The organism is Bradyrhizobium sp. F1.13.3 (assembly GCF_040548265.1).
In the GTDB taxonomy this organism is placed as follows: domain Bacteria; phylum Pseudomonadota; class Alphaproteobacteria; order Rhizobiales; family Xanthobacteraceae; genus Bradyrhizobium.
This window is the reverse complement of record NZ_JBEPRI010000017.1, coordinates 142988-158403: the sequence shown is the minus strand read 5'-3', so window position 1 is coordinate 158403 and position 15416 is coordinate 142988. Positions and strand designations below refer to the sequence as shown.

Genomic DNA, 15416 nt, shown 5'->3' with positions numbered 1-15416 from the left:
CCACACCACCCCCCCGCGCGCCCCCCCGCCGCGCCAAATCTCGCGGGCGTTGGGCCCCCGGTGGTGGGTGGCCCCCCCGCCCCCCCCCCCGGGGGGGGGGGGGGGGGGGGCGGGGCCCCCCCCCCCCCCCCCCCCCCGGCGCCAGAGGATGGAACGACATGAAGGACCTGACGCGCGGCTCCATCGTGAGCCACATCCTGAGCATGGCGCCACCGATCGTGGTCGGCATGATCACGATCATGATCTGCCAGCTGGTCGACCTGTATTTCGTGTCGGGACTGGGCGATGCGGCAATCGCGGGCGTCGCCGCGGCCGGCAATGCCGGCTTTCTCGTCAATGCGCTGATGCAGGTGCTCGGCGTCGGCACGGTGGCGCTGATGGCGCACGCCGTGGGGCGCAAGGATCGCGGCGACGCGAACCTCGTCTTCAACCAGTCGGTCGTCCTCTCGGTGCTGTTCGGGCTCCTGACCCTCGGCGCAGGCTTCGCATTGTCGCGTCCATATATGCGCGCGGTCGCGGCCGATGAGGCCACGGTCGAAGCCGGCGCGGTTTATCTGCTCTGGTTCATGCCGGCTTTGGCGCTGCAGTTTGCGTCGCAGGTCATGGCGTCTGCGTTGCGGGCGACAGGCATCGTGCGGCCGAGCATGCTGGTTCAAGCGCTTGCAGTGGCCATCAATATCGCGCTGGCGCCGGTCCTGATCTCGGGTTGGGGCACCGGGCTCGCGCTCGGTGTTGCCGGAGCGGGCCTCGCAAGCTCGATTGCCGTCTTCATCGGTGTGCTCATGCTGCTGGTGTATTTCCTGAAATTGGAACGCTATGTCGCCTTTGATCCCACGCAATGGCGACCGCAGCTTCAGCAGTGGAAGAGGATTCTCAATGTCGGCCTGCCCGCAGGCGGCGAGTTCGCGATGGTCTTCATCATCATGGCCGTGGGCTATTACGTGCTGAGCGTTTTCGGCTCGGCGGCACAGGCCGGATTTGGCATCGGAACGCGTCTGCTCGGCCTGATGCAGATGCCGGCGCTCGCCATCGCCCTTGCTGCAGGGCCGATCGCCGGCCAGAACTTCGGCGCCGGCAACGGAGCGCGCGTGAGAGAGACCTTTGTCAAGGCGGCGCTCATCGCGACCGCCGTGATGATCGTTTTCTTGATCCCGGCGCAACTCGCGCCTGGTCTGTTGCTAACCGGCTTCTCGAAGGATCAGGAGACGATGGCGGTTGCGTCGCTTTTTCTGCGCATCGTCTCGCTCAACATGGTGGCGCAGGGGCTGATCTTCACCTGCTCCAGCCTGTTTCAGGGGCTTGGCAACACCAAGCCGGTGTTGTGGACCTCGGCAACGCGGGTCCTCACCTATTCCCTGCCGTCGATCTGGCTCTCGACGTGGCCGGGCTTCCGGATGGAGCATGTCTGGTACCTGTCGATCGCGACGACCACGCTGCAGGCCGCCTTGAGCGTGTGGCTGCTACGACGTGAATTCAGGAAGCGCCTTGTCATGCTCCGGCACGAGGAGTCCCCCGAGCCGGCCGTGCCCAAGCCCGTGGCGTCTCCTGCACGCGCGCCCGCGTAGCGAGCGCTTATCTGCGTGCTTGGCGTCGGAATTGCCGGCGGCACGGCGCTTGCCGCGAAAAAAAGACGGAGCTAGTGCGTGCCCAAACTGTTCCAGACCAGGCCGAGGCCCGACAGGAACAAGAGACCGAGCACGACATCGCCAAAATGCTTGTCACTCAGCGCGTGATAGACGCGCGCGCCGGCCCATGCGCCGATCAAGGTGCCCGGAAAGGCAACCACCGCGAGCCAGACCACCTTGAACGCGACGAGGCCCGAGGCCGTCTGCAACACCAAAGCGGTGGCGAGCACGGTGAAATTGAAGAGCTGGAAGATGCCGCGCCGCTCGTGCTTGTTCCAGCCGCGAATGTTCGCCCACAGGATCGGAAGCGGCCCCGACAATCCGGCGAGACCGCCAAGAATGCCGCCGGCAAAGCCGATCGCACCGTCGGCGATGCGACCGCCGAACGTGATGGCGAGCGGCTTCTTGTTGAGGTACAGCGCCGTCGAGAAGATCAGCAGCAGCACGCCGACGCTCAGCTTGAACACTTTTGGATCGGCAGAGGCGACCAGCATGGTGCCCAAGGGCACGCCGATCAGTCCTCCAATCAGGAACGGCCAGACCAGCGAGAGATCAAAACTCTTCCACATGGACGGCAGCGTCGAGCTCTGCGCGATCACCGAGCAGATCAGCACCAGGGGCACCGCGAGCGAGGGCGGCAGCACGTAGAGCCAGATGCCGAGTGCCATCAGCGCCGTGCCGAATCCGGCAAGGCCCGAGACGAAGCCCCCGGCGAGTGCGCCGAGCAGCAGCAGCGCGTAGGTGAGTATTTCCAACAGATTGTCCCTGTTATTTGGACGATCCCGAACTGTTGATCGCCATCGCTCGCATAGCACAGCTGCGGCCGTGCAGGTCAATTTCAAAACCGCACGCAAGCGTGATCCCCAGCGGCGGGCGTTCGCGAAAGACAGGCCTACATGATGCTCGTACTTCAATGTAGGGCCCGCTCGACGCGATCATGCGGTTCGATCGGCCAGTCTCCCGAATGAGCATATGGAGAAGGACGATGACTCGCACGAAGATTGCCGTCGCGGCCGCGCTAGTGTCGGCGGCGGCCTTGATGCCGACAATGGCGGAGGCCCAGTTTTCCGAGCCTGCGGCCTATCAGGCTGCCCATCCGGACCGCGACGTCCTGAATGGCGGTCAGCTCACGCCCGCCGCGCGCGGGGCTCTCGGCCAGCCGAGCGATGCCTACGCATCGCAAGCTTATCCATCGGCTGTTGCGCCAGTCGTGCGCTCGCGGCATCGCCGTCAGCATAGATAACTATTTTTTGGAGCATGATCTTTTCGGAAAACCGCTGCACACTTTTCCGGATCATGCTCTAGACGATCTGTCTGATGTCGGCGGGCCTGTGCAGCGCGTTGACCAAGATGCGGAGCGCTTCCGTCAATTCCGCCCTGTTGCGCGCCGCGCCAAGCGAGACGCGTGCCGCGTGTGGCGGCGTTCCGTCGACGGTGAAGGCCTCGCCGGCGACGACTGCGAGTCCATTCCGCAGCAGATGCGCCGCGACGTCGGGACGGCCCTCCGGCAGCCGTAGCCACAGATGGTGAGCGGCGGGCTCGGCCTCGAACTCGAATCCTTTGAGCGCGCGTTGCGCGAGCTGCTGGCGGCCGATCGCCTCGCTCCTGATGGCGGTGATGATGCGGTCGGCGATGCCGGTCTCGATCCAATGCGTCACCAGCGCGACCATCAGCGGCGCCGGCATCTGCACCGTCGCTTGCAAATAGCTGCGCATCTCCCGCTGCGAGCCGCCGTCGGGCGTCACCAGATGGGCGACGCGTAGCGCGGGCGCGATGCATTTTGACAGCGTGGTTGCGAGATAAGTCCGTTCCGGAATGAGATTGGCGATCGGCGATGCCGAGCGATCGAGCAGCCCGTAGGCGTCGTCTTCGATCAGAACCGTATCGGAATCGTTGATGATCTTTGCGATGGCGCTGCGGCGGTCGGGAAGAAGCGTCGCGGTGGTGGGATTGTGCAGCGTCGGAATGAGATAGACGGCCTTCGGCTTATGCGTGCGGCAAGCCTTTGCCAGCGCGTCGGGCAGGATGCCGCCGTCGTCCATGGCGACGCCGACAAGCTTGACGCCGAGCCGCGCGGCGGCGGCCCTGATGCCGGGAAAGGTGAGGGCCTCCGTCAGCACGATGTCGCCGGGCCGGGCGAGGTGGGCGAGCAGATTGAACAGGATCGTCTGCGCGCCGGGAAAGATCACGAGCCTGTCGGCGTGGGCATGCGGCACGCGTGCGCGCATCCATCGCGCCGCGACCTCGCGCTCGTGGGCGCTGCCGCCGGGCGGCTGGTAGTTGAGATGCGCCGTCAGGCCCGATTGCGCGCGGATGGCTTCCATCCCGGCGATGATGCGCTCGTCGAGTTGCGCTTCGAGTGGCTGCGGCGGCACGTTCATCGAGAGATCGATCGCGACGGGATGCGGCAGATCGACCGCGCGGCGCGCGCTGGTCTCCGACACGAACGAGCCCTGGCCGACCCGGGCCTCCATGATGCCGCGGCGCCGCGCTTCGGTGTAGGCGCGAGTCACCGTGGTGAGGTCGATGCCGAGCGCCTTTGCCAGGGCCCGTTGCGTCGGCAATTGCTGCCCGCGCACCAGCCGGCCGGCGGCGATATCCGCCTCCATGGCCTCGACGATGCGCTGGTAGCGCGGCCCGCTCAGCTCCGAGATTGTAGGGGTCCAGTCCATGCAATTAACGTCCATATCCTTTGAATGTATGGATGCAAGATATTATTGTATGGGTCGTAGAAAAGGAAGAGGTGGGGTCATGGCGACCGGTTCAGTCTCTCTGGCAAAGGCGATGTGGCGCGGTTTCTTGGGCAAATGCCCGAACTGCGGCGAAGGGCATGCGTTCGGCCGTTTCCTGAAGGTGGCTGATACCTGCGACCATTGCGGCGAGGAGCTGTTCCACCAGCGCGCCGACGATTTTCCGGCTTATCTCGTGATGGTGGTGGTCGGCCATCTCGTGGTCCCTGCGATTCTCGCGGTCGAAACCGCCTATGCGCCGGCCGTCTGGCTGCAACTGGCGGTGTGGCTGCCCGTGACGTTATTTGCATCGCTCGCGCTGCTGCAGCCGACCAAGGGTGCCATCGTCGGGCTGCAATGGCAGATCGGCATGCACGGTTTTGAGGCGGGCAAGCTGCGGCGCGAAGCTGGTCAGGGTGCACCCGTCCTCGTGAAGGTGAACACGCGCGCGGCCTAAGGGGCCAGAGCGTTTACATCGCGCGGTCGCCCGCTACACTCCGTCGTACAAACAAGAACGATGGAAACGCCGATGGCCGCACGCTCAAAAACCTTCCTGCTTTGTCACGGTGCGTGGTCCGGCGGGTGGGCCTGGAAGAAGATGCATCCGCTGCTGGCGCAGGCCGGCCGTCGCTTCATTGCGCCGACCTATACCGGGCTCGGCGAGCGCGCCCATCTGGCCAGCCCCGCGATCGATCTCGACACGCACATCCAGGACATTCTCAACGTCATCAGGTTCGAGGACCTCGAGGACATCGTGCTGCTCGGTCACAGCTATGGCGGCATGGTCGCCACCGGCGTCGCCGATCGCGCGCGCGAGCGGGTGACGCAATTGATCTATCTCGACGCCTTCGTGCCGCGTGACGGCCAATCGCTGTTCGATCTCCATGAGGGCGGGCGCGAGCCGATGCGCAAGGCAGCAAGCTCAGGCGACGGCTACCGCATCCCGCCGAACCCGCCGCCGCCGGACACGCCGCAGGCCGATCTCGACTGGCTCAACGCACGCCGGATCAACATGCCGATCAAATTTTCGAGACGAAGCTGAAGCTCGAACATGGCGAGCCGAAAGTGCCGCGCAGCTACATCTATTGCACGCGCATTCCGCCGGGCGACGTGTTTGGGCAGTTTGCGAAGCGCACGAAGAGCGAGGATGGCTGGCGTTATGTCGAGCTCGACGCCAGCCACGCGCCGAACGTGACAGCGCCGGACGCGCTGATGGGCGTGTTGCAAGAGATCGCCGGATAGTGAGCGCCCAAATGGTGAGGGGCTCGATGCGGTCAGCATCGAACCCCTCGTTGCAAGATATCAGCCGGCCTGTAAGCCGGGTTCTGTAGGGCACCGTCCGCTTGCGCGAACGATACGTGACGGCCATTCCTCTGGGACCATGTTTGCACATGGCCTCGAGCAACCTACCCGGACGGCGGGCCTGACATCGCCCCGCGGCGTTATCGCTTTCGCGAACAGCCCGCTACGCCGTCCCTATTCGGTTTTGCTCCCGGTGGGGTTTACCATGCCGGCTCCGTTGCCGCAGCCGCGGTGCGCTCTTACCGCACCTTTTCACCCTTACCTGCCTGTGCAGCTTGCGCTGCGAAGGCGGGCGGTTCGTTCTCTGTGGCACTTTCCCTGGGGTCGCCCCCGCCGGACGTTATCCGGCACCGTATGTCAAGGGAGCCCGGACTTTCCTCCCCGGCGGCCTTTCGGCACTTGCCGGAGCGGCCGTCCGGCCGACTGACGGCTTACGCATGAAGCATTTGTGTCGGTTCCGCAAGCCGATAACGCCATGCACGGTTCGCCCGAAATAATTTATCCTGAAGATGTCGTTGGGCGTGTGTCCCGTTCGACTGGATATCGGCGATCCAGCCGTGCAACAGGAGTTAAGCGATGCAGTATTTGCTGATGATCTACCAGAACGAAGCCGAGTACGCGAATATGCGTCCGGCTGCCGGCCAGCAGATGACGGCGGAATATCAGACCTTCACGCAAGACATCATTCAGAGCGGCAATTTCAAGGCCGGCGACCGGCTGCAGCCGACCACGACCGCGACGACGGTCCGCGTGCGCGACGGCAAGACGCTGACGACCGACGGCCCGTTTGCCGAAACACGCGAGCAGCTCGGCGGCTACTACCTCGTGGAGGCCAAGGATCTCGATGCTGCGATCGAGATCGCGTCGCGGATTCCGTCGGCGCGCATCGGCTCGATCGAGGTGCGGCCGATCTGGGTCTACGACAAGTGATGGCGCAGCCGCGCATCGGGGCATGACACTGTCCGAGATCGACAAGGTCTTCCGCGACGAGGCGGGGCGGGCGCTGGCCACGCTGATCCGCCTCGTCGGCGATTTCGATCTCGCCGAGGACGCGCTTCAGGACGCCTTTGCGGTGGCACTGGAGCGCTGGCCGGCGTGCGAGGTCCCCGACAATCCGCGTGCGTGGCTGGTCAATGTCGCCAAGCACAAGGCCATCGACCGTATCAGGCGCCAGGCCGTCTTCCGCGGCAAGGAGCAGGCGCTCGTGCACGAGCTCGAGCTGAACGCGCAAGCGCCCAACGAGCCGCCGACGATGCTCGACGACGACATGCTGCGGCTGATCTTCACCTGCTGCCATCCTGCGTTCGCGCCCGAAGTCCAGGTCGCGCTGACGCTGCGCACCGTCTGCGGGCTCTCCACGGCGCAGGTCGCGCGTGCCTTCCTGGTCAGCGAGGAGGCGATGGGGCAGCGTCTCGTCCGCGCCAAGCAAAAGATAAGGCTCGCCGGCATTCCCTATGAGGTCCCCGAGCGCGACACGCTGGTGCCGCGGCTCGACGGTGTCCTTGCCGTGATCTATCTCGTCTTCACCGAAGGCTATGTGGCGACATCCGGTGCGGATTTGATGCGGCCCGATCTTGCGGCCGAGGCGATCCGGCTTGGCCGTTTGCTCGACCGGCTGCTACCCGATCGCGCCGGGATCAAGGGCCTGCTGGCGCTGATGCTGCTGCACGATGCGCGCCGCGCAGAGCGCCAGACCGCCGCCGGCGACATCGTGCTGCTGGAAGAGCAGGATCGTTCGCGGTGGCACCGTGCACAGATCGAGGAGGGGCTGCGTCTGGTGGACGACGCACTGCGCGTGCCCGGTCGGCCGCAGCCTTATGCAGTACAAGCCGCAATCGCCGCGCTGCATGCACGTGCGCCGAGCTATGAGCAGACAGACTGGTCGCAGATCGCCGGGCTCTATGAAGTGCTGCTGCGGATCAATCCGTCGCCGGTGATCGAGCTGAATCACGCAGCGGCAGTGTCGATGGTCGATGGTCCCGCACGTGCGCTCGATCTCGTGGATGCGACCGCCGCGCGTGGCGGGCTTCATGGTTACGAACTGTTGCCAGCAGTACGGGCGGATTTGTTGCGGCGGCTCGGCCGGAATGAGGAGGCGCGCGAGGCTTATCGCGCGGCGACGGAGGCGACGCAGCTCGAGCCGCTGCGACGGCTTTATGCGCGAAGGATGAGAGAGATGGAATAGTCGCCACATCTCCGTCATTGCGAGGAGCACTTGCTTCGCTTCGCTCGCAATGACGGGGTGTGGCAGTCGCCGTCACTTCGTCGCGATAGTCGTTGTCTCCTGAGGGAGACTCCCCAACAGCGCCTGCAAGGTCGACAGCGTCGAGTGATCCGCGACCCCATCCAGTCGCGCCGGGCGGAAATGGCGCTGGAACGCGGTGACGACTTCCATGGTCGCGGCGTCGTATTTGCCGGTGAGGGGAACGCCGTAGCCGTATCTGGCGAGCGCCTGCTGCAGGCTCAGCACCTCGTCGCTGATGGTGCCGAGCATCAGGCTCTCGCCGCGCACGACCGGCGCGGGCGTGACCCAGTGGCCGACGCCGGAATTGGCCAGCGAATGCCACGGAAATTTTTCGCCGGGATCTTTCTTGCGCGCGGGCGCCACGTCGGAATGGCCGAGCACCCGGTGCGCGGGCACCTTGCGGCGGAGCATGATGCCACGGCACAGCGCGATCACGGCGGCGATCTGGCGCAGCGGAAACTCCGGATAGCCCCAGTCGTGGCCGCGATTGACGATCTCGATCCCGATCGAGCAGGAGTTGATGTCATCCTCGCCGGCCCAGGACGAGACGCCGGCGTGCCAGGCACGCCTGGCCTCCGGCACGCATTGCACGATGCGGCCGTCTTCCAGCACGACATAATGTGCCGACACCTCGGTGCCCGCGGAGCAGAGCCGCGCGAGCGCACCTTCGACGTCGGGCATGCCGGTGTAGTGCAGCACGATCATATCGGGCTGCCGGCCCTTGTTGCGGTCGCCATGGTTCGGTGAGGGGATGATGTCGGAGACGATCGAGGAATCCGGCTCGAACGTCCGCATGTTCGCGGCGGCCTTGGGAACCGGGAGAACACGTTGACGCTTCGAATCAGATCCAGACGGCGTGGACGAACCGGACGACATAAACAGCTCGAGACAGACAGAGAGTGGGCCAAGCCCTTCTCTTTACTATTCCTTTACCCTCGATCGCGCGCAATCCGGCGACGGGGTTAACGGATGCATTTTGGCGCATGTGTGTGGATGAAGCATCACCGCCGCGTCAGCTTTTCGACTTGTCGCGAGCCGATCAACGCTTTCTTAACGCTAAGGGCCGTTACTGAGAGATGAAGAGCCGACCCGCGTCCGGAGGCGGCCAAAGCGTATTTTGGCTCGAAATCCCATGGCTGCCCGACAAATTCCAAGGGGAATACTGGGTTGGTGGCCCGGGACGACCGGGCTCGGTAACTATGTTGGACGGGGGTTGGGTCGTGGAACCGCCGCGACGCGGAATCATTCGAGGCGTTATGAGCTTGTTCGTCCCCGATCTCACTTGGGAGTCCGGCGAGGCGATCGGCAGGCCTGGCGCATGAGCTCGGCTCCGCACATCCCCGTTCTTGGCCGTGAGGCCATCGACCACCTCGCGCCACGCGAAGGCGGCCTTTATATCGACGCGACCTTTGGTGCCGGCGGCTACAGCCGCGCGATCCTCGACATGCCGGGAACCCGGGTGATTGCCATTGATCGCGACCGCACTGCGATCGCAGGCGGCGCCGAGTTGGTCGAACGCTCCGCGGGCAGGCTGACCCTCGTTGAAGATCGCTTCTCCAACCTCGCCGAAGTCTGCGCGGCTCAAGGCGTCGATGGCGTCGACGGCGTCGTGATGGATGTCGGGGTATCCTCGATGCAGCTCGACCAGGCCGGCCGCGGCTTCTCGTTCCGCCTCGATGGTCCGCTCGATATGCGGATGGGGCAGGCAGGCCCGACTGCGGCCGATGTCGTGGCGCGCGCATCGGAAGGCGATCTCGCCGACATCATCTATCTCCTCGGCGAAGAGCGGCAGTCGCGCCGGATCGCCCGCGCCATCGTCGCGGACCGCCAGGAGACGCCGTTCACGACCACACGCGCGCTCGCCGAGCTCGTCGGCAGGGTGGTCCGTTCCAAGCCGGGCGATATTCACCCGGCGACGCGAACGTTCCAGGCCCTGCGCATCCTCGTCAACGAAGAGCTCGAGGAACTCCAGAACGCACTCATCGCTGCCGAGCGTGTGCTCAAGCCCGGCGGTCGCCTCGTGGTCGTCTCATTCCATTCGCTGGAAGACCGCATCGTCAAGAATTTCCTCGCCGATCGGTCCAAGACGGGTGGCGGCTCACGCCATCTGCCGGAAGTGTCGCAGGCGGTGCCGAGCTTCCAGCTTCTGACGCGGCGGCCGGTGATCGCAGGCGAGGACGAAGTCGCGCATAACCCGCGCGCGCGGTCGGCAAAACTCCGCGCTGCCGAGCGCACCTCGGCGCCTGCGCATGACGATCGCGAGCAATCGTCCTGGCCAAAACTCTCCGACGTCATGAGAGGTGGCTAGCGCATGCGCTTCATCCACCTCCTCGTCATCGGTGCGCTGATCTTCGCGGCGGCCCATGTCTACCGGATCAAGATGGACTCCACGGCGCGCACCGAAAAGGTTCTGCGGCTGCATGCGGAGATCCGCGAGCAGCGCGATGCGATCGCGGCGCTGCGCTCCGAATGGGCCAAGCTCGATGCGCCCCTGCGCCTGCAAGGCCTGTCCGACCGCCATCTGCAGCTCAAGCCGGTCAACGGCACGCAGTATGATTCACTGAAGAATTTGCCCGAGCGTCCGCCGCGGATGTTCAGGCCGGGCGAGCCGGATCCGATCGGCGCCATGCTCAATACCATCGAAGCCGCCAGCGATCCCGATAATGTGACGGGCTCCGTGCCTCAGCCCGAGGACAAGCCATGAGTGCCGTGACCCCGGCCAAGCCTGCAGAAAAGCGGACCGAGCCTTGGCGGCAGCGGCTGATCCGCAGCCTGCTTTACGGGCGCAATGTCGATCGCGCGGCCAAGGCGCGGGCGCGCGTCGGTCTGGCGATGCTCGCCTTCGGCGCGGTCTACGCTCTGATCGGCGGTCGCCTCGTGATGTTCGCGATCGGCGCCGACGCCCACGGCGCGCGCCGCGCCGCGTCGCAGGAGGTGGTCGCGACCGCGCGGCCCGACATCGTCGATCGCAACGGCGCGATCCTCGCGACCGACGTCAAGGCGTCGAGCCTGTTCGGCGAGCCGCGCCGCATCATCGACAAGGACGAGGCGATCGAGCTTCTGACCGCCACCGTGCCCGACCTCGACGAGGCCGAGGTGCGCGAGCGCCTGAAGACGCGCAAGGGCTTCGTCTGGCTCAAGCGCGAGATTACGGCGAAGCAGCAGCAGGACATCCACAAGCTCGGCATTCCCGGCATCGGCTTCCTGCGCGAGAACAAGCGCGTTTATCCAACCGGCAACGAGGTTGCCCACCTCATCGGTCTCGTCAACATCGACAACCAGGGCATCGCCGGCATGGAGAACTGGCTCGACAATCAAGGGCTGGCCGATCTCCACCGCGCGGGCTTTGCCACCGACCGGCTGCAAAAGCCGATCGAGCTCTCGGTCGATCTGCGCGTCGAGCACGCACTGCGTGACGAGTTGCTGAAGGCCAAGGAGAAATACCACACCAAGGCCGCCTCCGGCATCGTCTCCAACGTCAAGACCGGCGAGATCGTGGCGATGGTCTCGCTTCCGGATTTCGACCCGAACAATCCGAAGGAAGCGCACGACCCCGACCGCATCAATCGCCTGACCACCGGCGTCTACGAGATGGGCTCGACCTTCAAGGCGTTTACGCTGGCGATGGCGCTCGATTCCGGCAAGATCAATCTGAACACGTCGTGGGATGCACGCGGAAACCTGCACTACGGCAAGTTCACCATCCACGACAGCCATCCGCTCGGACGCTTCATCAACACCAAGGAAGTGTTCACGTTCTCGTCCAATATCGGCGCCGCGCGGATCGCGCTCGGTCAGGGCGTCGAGGCTCACAAGGCCTTCCTCGCCAAGATGGGCCAGTTGACGCGGCTGCGCACCGAACTGCCGGAAAGCGCGGCTCCGCTGATACCGCGCCGCTGGGGCGAGCTGAACACGGTGACCATCGCGTTCGGCCAGGGCATGTCGGTGGCGCCGCTGCAGGCGGTGATGGGCATCAATGCGCTGGTGAACGGCGGCTATCTGATTCCGCCGACCTTCATGAAGCGCAGCGAGTCCGAAGCGGCGGCGATGGCCAAGCGCGTCATCAGGACCGAGACCAGCGACAAGATGCGGTTCCTGATGCGGCTCAATGCCGAAATCGGCACCGCCAAGACCGCTGACGTCAAGGGTTACTACGTCGGCGGCAAGACCGGCACGTCCGAGAAGGTCATCAACGGCCGCTATGCCAAGAAGCGGGTGCTCAACTCCTTCACCGCGATCATGCCCTGCGACGATCCGAAATATCAGATCCTGATCATGCTGGACGAGCCCCAGGCGATTCCCGAAACAAAGGGTTTCATCACCTCGGGCTGGAACGCGGTGCCGACCGGCGGCAAGGTGATCGAGCGGATCGCCCCGCTTCTGGGCGTCGAACCGCGGTTCGACCTGCCGCCGTCTGAGCGCCTTATTCTTGCAGCATCCAGGACAACCCAGTAATCAACCGGGTGGGCCGTTGCCGCTGCTGAGTCGGGATTTCCCTGGAGATTCGGCGATCCGGTCCGGCATGTCGACTGGAAGACCATGAAGCTGCGCGACCTCCTCGATCAGGACGTTCAGGGTAATGATGCCGCAATTGAGCCCGCGGTCGCGGCGCTCGACGTGAGCGGCGTTGCCCTCGACAGCCGCGCGGTCAAGCCGGGTGATCTCTTCTTCGCACTTGCGGGCAGCAAGACCGACGGTGCGCGTTTCATCGATGCCGCGATTGCCGCAGGCGCGTTGGCGGTCGTCGGCGACCATGCGCCTGATGGCTGCAAGGTGCCGTTCATCACAGTCGCCAATCCGCGCCGCGCGCTGGCGCTCGCCGCGGCAAGATTCTACCCCGCGCAACCCGCGACCATTGCGGCGGTGACCGGCACCAGCGGCAAGACCTCGGTCGCCGCATTCACCCGGCAGATCTGGGAGAGGCTCGGGCACGCTTCCGCCAGCATCGGAACCATCGGCCTAGTCTCGCCGAAGCGTACCGTCTACGGCTCGCTGACGACGCCCGATCCGATCGCGCTGCACCGGCAACTCGACGAGATCGCGCGCGAGGGCGTCACGCATCTCGCCTTCGAGGCCTCCTCGCACGGACTCGATCAGTATCGCCTCGACGGCGTGCGCGTGTCCGCCGGCGGCTTCACCAATCTCTCGCGCGACCACATGGACTACCATCCGACCGTCGCGCATTATCTCGCGGCCAAGCTCAGGCTGTTCCGCGAACTTGTGCCGCCGGGAGGCGCGGCCGTGATCTCCGCCGATCATGATTGCTCGGCGGAGGCAATCAGTGCTGCGAATTCGCGCGGCTTGCGCGTGATGGCGGTCGGTCGCAACGGCGACGGGGCAGGCGAGGGCATTCGTCTCGCGGGTGCGGAGGTCGAAGGGTTTTCGCAAGTGCTCGCGCTCGAACATCGCGGCAAGCGGTATGCGATCCGGCTGCCGCTGGTCGGCGAATTCCAGATCGAGAATGCGCTGGTGTCGGCCGGTCTTGCGATCGGCACAGGCAGCGACGCCGCAAACGTGTTCGCGACCCTCGAAGGTCTCGAAGGCGCCAAGGGCCGGTTGGAGCGTGTCGGCGAGCGCAACGGCGCGCCGATCTTCGTCGATTACGCGCACAAGCCCGACGCGCTGGCCAAGGCGCTGCAGGCGCTGCGTCCCTACGCCAGGCGCAGGCTGGTCGTCGTGTTCGGTGCCGGCGGCGACCGCGATGCCGGCAAGCGTCCGATCATGGGCGAGATCGCGGCCGGCAACGCCGACGGCGTCATCGTCACCGACGACAATCCTCGCAGCGAGAAACCGGAATCCATCCGCGGCGAAATCCTGGCCACTGCGAAGGGCGCCCGCGAAATCGGCGACCGCGCTGCGGCGATCCGCACCGCGATCGAGGAATTGCAAGATGGCGATGCGCTGCTCATCGCCGGCAAGGGCCACGAGACCGGGCAGATCGTCGGCGGAGAGGTTTTGCCCTTCAGTGATCACGAGGCGGTCGCCGCCGCACTAGCGTCGAGGATTGCATGAGCGCGCCAATATGGACGGTGGCCGAAGTGGCGCGCGCGCTGGGCGCTGCCGGATCGTTCCCGGATACGCCGATCGACTTCGTCACCCAGGACAGCCGGCTGGTGAAACCGGGCAGCCTGTTCGTGGCGCTCAGCGGCACGCCGAGCGGCGGCTTCATCTCGGCCTTCGCCAGCGCGCGCGACGGTTGGGAGTTCGCGGACAAGGCGGAGGCTTCCGGCGCGGTCGCGATGATCGTGCCGCACGAGATCGCGGGCATCCGCATTCCCCAGATCGTGGTCAAGGACACGCTGATCGACGGTCTCTGGGGCCTTGCGCGCGCGGCACGTGCGCGCTTCAACGGGCCGGTGATCGGGCTCACCGGCAGCGCGGGCAAAACCAGCACCAAAGAATTCCTCGCGGCCTACCCCAATGCCTATGCCAGCCCGTCGAGCTTCAACAATTTCTGGGGCGTGCCGCTGACGCTGTGCAATGCGCGGCCCGATGCCAGTCTCTGGGTCGTCGAGATGGGCATGAACCAGGCCGGGGAGATCGCGCGGCTCAGCGAACTGACGCGGCCGACAGTCGCGCTCGTCGTCAACGTCCAGCCGGTGCATCTGGAGAAGCTCGGCTCGCTCGAAGCCATCCGTCGCGAGAAGGTGTCGATTGCACTCGGTCTGCCGGCGGAAGGCGTGCTGGTGCTGCCCGCCGGGATCAAGGCGCCGGACTGGAAAGGCAAGGTCATACGCTTCGGCGAGAAAGCCGAGGTGCACGAGGTCGCGCACGCGCCGCATGGCGACAGCTGGCAGGTCGTGGCCGCGCTCGGCAAGAAGGAGATCGCGTTCAGCCTGACGCCCGGCGCGCCGCACCGCGTCCAGAATGCGCTCGCGGCGCTCGCATCGATCCGTGCGGCGAACCTCGATGCGGCCACGCTTGCGATCAAGCTCGACCGCGTCGGCATCATGACCGGCCGTGGCGTCGAGCAGGCGGTCGGCGGCGTCACCGTGATCGACGACAGCTTCAACGGCAATCCGGCCAGCGTGGCTGCCGCGCTGCAAAGCCTGCAGGCGCGCAACACGACCGGCGGCCGCCGCATTGCGGTGCTCGGAGACATGCTGGAGCTGGGCGACGGCGCGCCGGCCTACCACACCGACCTCGCCAGGCATCTCGACGGCATTGACGGGGTCTATTGCGTCGGGCCGCTGATGCGTCACCTGTTCGAGGTGCTTCCAGCCGGCAAGGGTCTCGGCTGGCACGGCGACCCCGTCACGCTGAAGCCGGGCGAGGTCGCAAATCTGCTGCGGGCAGGCGATGTCGTGGTTGTCAAGGGCAGCAAGAAGATGTTCTGGGTCAACAAGTTTGTGCCGGGCCTAGTGGCCGCCTTGCAGGCAAGGGCGTAAACTGCTTGGAAGGCGCTGTTCCCGAATCCCACCGTTTCCGGCGCGAAGCCGTTCGTTTTCTTTAGAGGTCGCCCGACCCCAGGATGAAGACCAGCGAATGCGCGTGAGGCAGGTTGACAAGGCCAAG

General features: G+C 65.4%; 13 protein-coding genes, 1 other RNA gene and 1 pseudogene. 11 read left to right on the top strand and 4 right to left on the bottom strand.

The window, feature by feature from the left end; all coding sequences use genetic code 11:
* The first annotated feature begins 158 nt into the window (after positions 1-158).
* Positions 159-1565: an MATE family efflux transporter gene (locus tag ABIB66_RS34620; RefSeq protein WP_354205284.1), complete on the top strand. Its 1407-nt coding sequence runs from the start codon at positions 159-161 to the stop codon at positions 1563-1565.
* A 71-nt stretch (positions 1566-1636) separates the two neighbouring features.
* On the opposite strand, the gene ABIB66_RS34615 is transcribed toward ABIB66_RS34620, so the two are convergent.
* Positions 1637-2380 carry a sulfite exporter TauE/SafE family protein gene (locus tag ABIB66_RS34615; protein ID WP_007600830.1) on the bottom strand — a complete coding sequence of 248 codons (744 nt, stop codon included), beginning with the start codon at positions 2378-2380 and terminating at the stop codon, positions 1637-1639.
* A gap of 230 nt (positions 2381-2610) precedes the next feature.
* Between ABIB66_RS34615 and ABIB66_RS34610 the strand changes: the two genes are divergently transcribed.
* Positions 2611-2868 (top strand): hypothetical protein, encoded by a 258-nt coding sequence (locus ABIB66_RS34610; protein WP_354205287.1) that lies wholly within the window; start codon positions 2611-2613, stop codon positions 2866-2868.
* A gap of 58 nt (positions 2869-2926) precedes the next feature.
* Here the strand turns inward: ABIB66_RS34610 and ABIB66_RS34605 are convergent, their stop codons facing one another.
* A complete protein-coding gene (locus tag ABIB66_RS34605) occupies positions 2927-4297 on the bottom strand; it encodes an aminotransferase-like domain-containing protein (protein ID WP_354205289.1) in 1371 nt (456 codons plus the stop codon).
* 49 nt (positions 4298-4346) lie between these two features.
* Between ABIB66_RS34605 and ABIB66_RS34600 the strand changes: the two genes are divergently transcribed.
* Together ABIB66_RS34600 and ABIB66_RS34595 are read left to right on the top strand one after the other, a co-directional pair.
* Positions 4347-4811 (top strand): DUF983 domain-containing protein, encoded by a 465-nt coding sequence (locus ABIB66_RS34600; RefSeq protein WP_502918345.1) that lies wholly within the window; start codon positions 4347-4349, stop codon positions 4809-4811.
* 72 nt (positions 4812-4883) lie between these two features.
* Positions 4884-5596: pseudogene (locus ABIB66_RS34595) on the top strand (alpha/beta fold hydrolase).
* 56 nt (positions 5597-5652) lie between these two features.
* Here ABIB66_RS34595 and rnpB read toward each other — a convergent pair.
* An RNA gene (gene rnpB, locus ABIB66_RS34590) (RNase P RNA component class A) lies at positions 5653-6083 on the bottom strand.
* A gap of 149 nt (positions 6084-6232) precedes the next feature.
* On the opposite strand from rnpB, the gene ABIB66_RS34585 reads away from it, so the two are divergent.
* Both ABIB66_RS34585 and ABIB66_RS34580 read left to right on the top strand, forming a co-directional pair.
* A complete protein-coding gene (locus tag ABIB66_RS34585) occupies positions 6233-6586 on the top strand; it encodes a YciI family protein (RefSeq protein ID WP_354205293.1) in 354 nt (117 codons plus the stop codon).
* A gap of 22 nt (positions 6587-6608) precedes the next feature.
* Positions 6609-7841 (top strand): RNA polymerase sigma factor, encoded by a 1233-nt coding sequence (locus ABIB66_RS34580; RefSeq protein WP_354205295.1) that lies wholly within the window; start codon positions 6609-6611, stop codon positions 7839-7841.
* Positions 7842-7913: 72 nt separating this feature from the next.
* Here ABIB66_RS34580 and ABIB66_RS34575 read toward each other — a convergent pair whose 3' ends face one another.
* Positions 7914-8696, bottom strand: a complete 783-nt coding sequence (locus ABIB66_RS34575; RefSeq protein ID WP_275173891.1) for an N-acetylmuramoyl-L-alanine amidase — start codon at positions 8694-8696, stop codon at positions 7914-7916.
* Positions 8697-9219: 523 nt separating this feature from the next.
* Here ABIB66_RS34575 and rsmH point away from each other — a divergent pair.
* The 5 genes from rsmH to ABIB66_RS34550 all read left to right on the top strand — a co-directional run bounded on the left by rsmH (position 9220) and on the right by ABIB66_RS34550 (position 15289).
* Positions 9220-10209 carry a 16S rRNA (cytosine(1402)-N(4))-methyltransferase RsmH gene (gene rsmH, locus ABIB66_RS34570; protein WP_354205297.1) on the top strand — a complete coding sequence of 330 codons (990 nt, stop codon included), beginning with the start codon at positions 9220-9222 and terminating at the stop codon, positions 10207-10209.
* 3 nt (positions 10210-10212) lie between these two features.
* The gene (gene ftsL, locus ABIB66_RS34565) at positions 10213-10605 is read left to right on the top strand and encodes a cell division protein FtsL (RefSeq protein WP_027570696.1); all 393 of its coding nucleotides are present in this window, start codon (positions 10213-10215) and stop codon (positions 10603-10605) included.
* A complete protein-coding gene (locus tag ABIB66_RS34560) occupies positions 10602-12356 on the top strand; it encodes a peptidoglycan D,D-transpeptidase FtsI family protein (protein ID WP_354257705.1) in 1755 nt (584 codons plus the stop codon). The genes ftsL and ABIB66_RS34560 overlap by 4 nt, the downstream gene beginning before the upstream one ends.
* 84 nt (positions 12357-12440) lie before the next feature.
* Positions 12441-13913: a UDP-N-acetylmuramoyl-L-alanyl-D-glutamate--2,6-diaminopimelate ligase gene (locus ABIB66_RS34555; RefSeq protein WP_354205300.1), complete on the top strand. Its 1473-nt coding sequence runs from the start codon at positions 12441-12443 to the stop codon at positions 13911-13913.
* Entirely contained in the window at positions 13910-15289 is a 1380-nt protein-coding gene (locus ABIB66_RS34550) for a UDP-N-acetylmuramoyl-tripeptide--D-alanyl-D-alanine ligase (protein ID WP_354205302.1), read from the top strand. Before ABIB66_RS34555 ends, ABIB66_RS34550 begins: the two co-directional genes overlap by 4 nt.
* Positions 15290-15416: the final 127 nt, after the last annotated feature.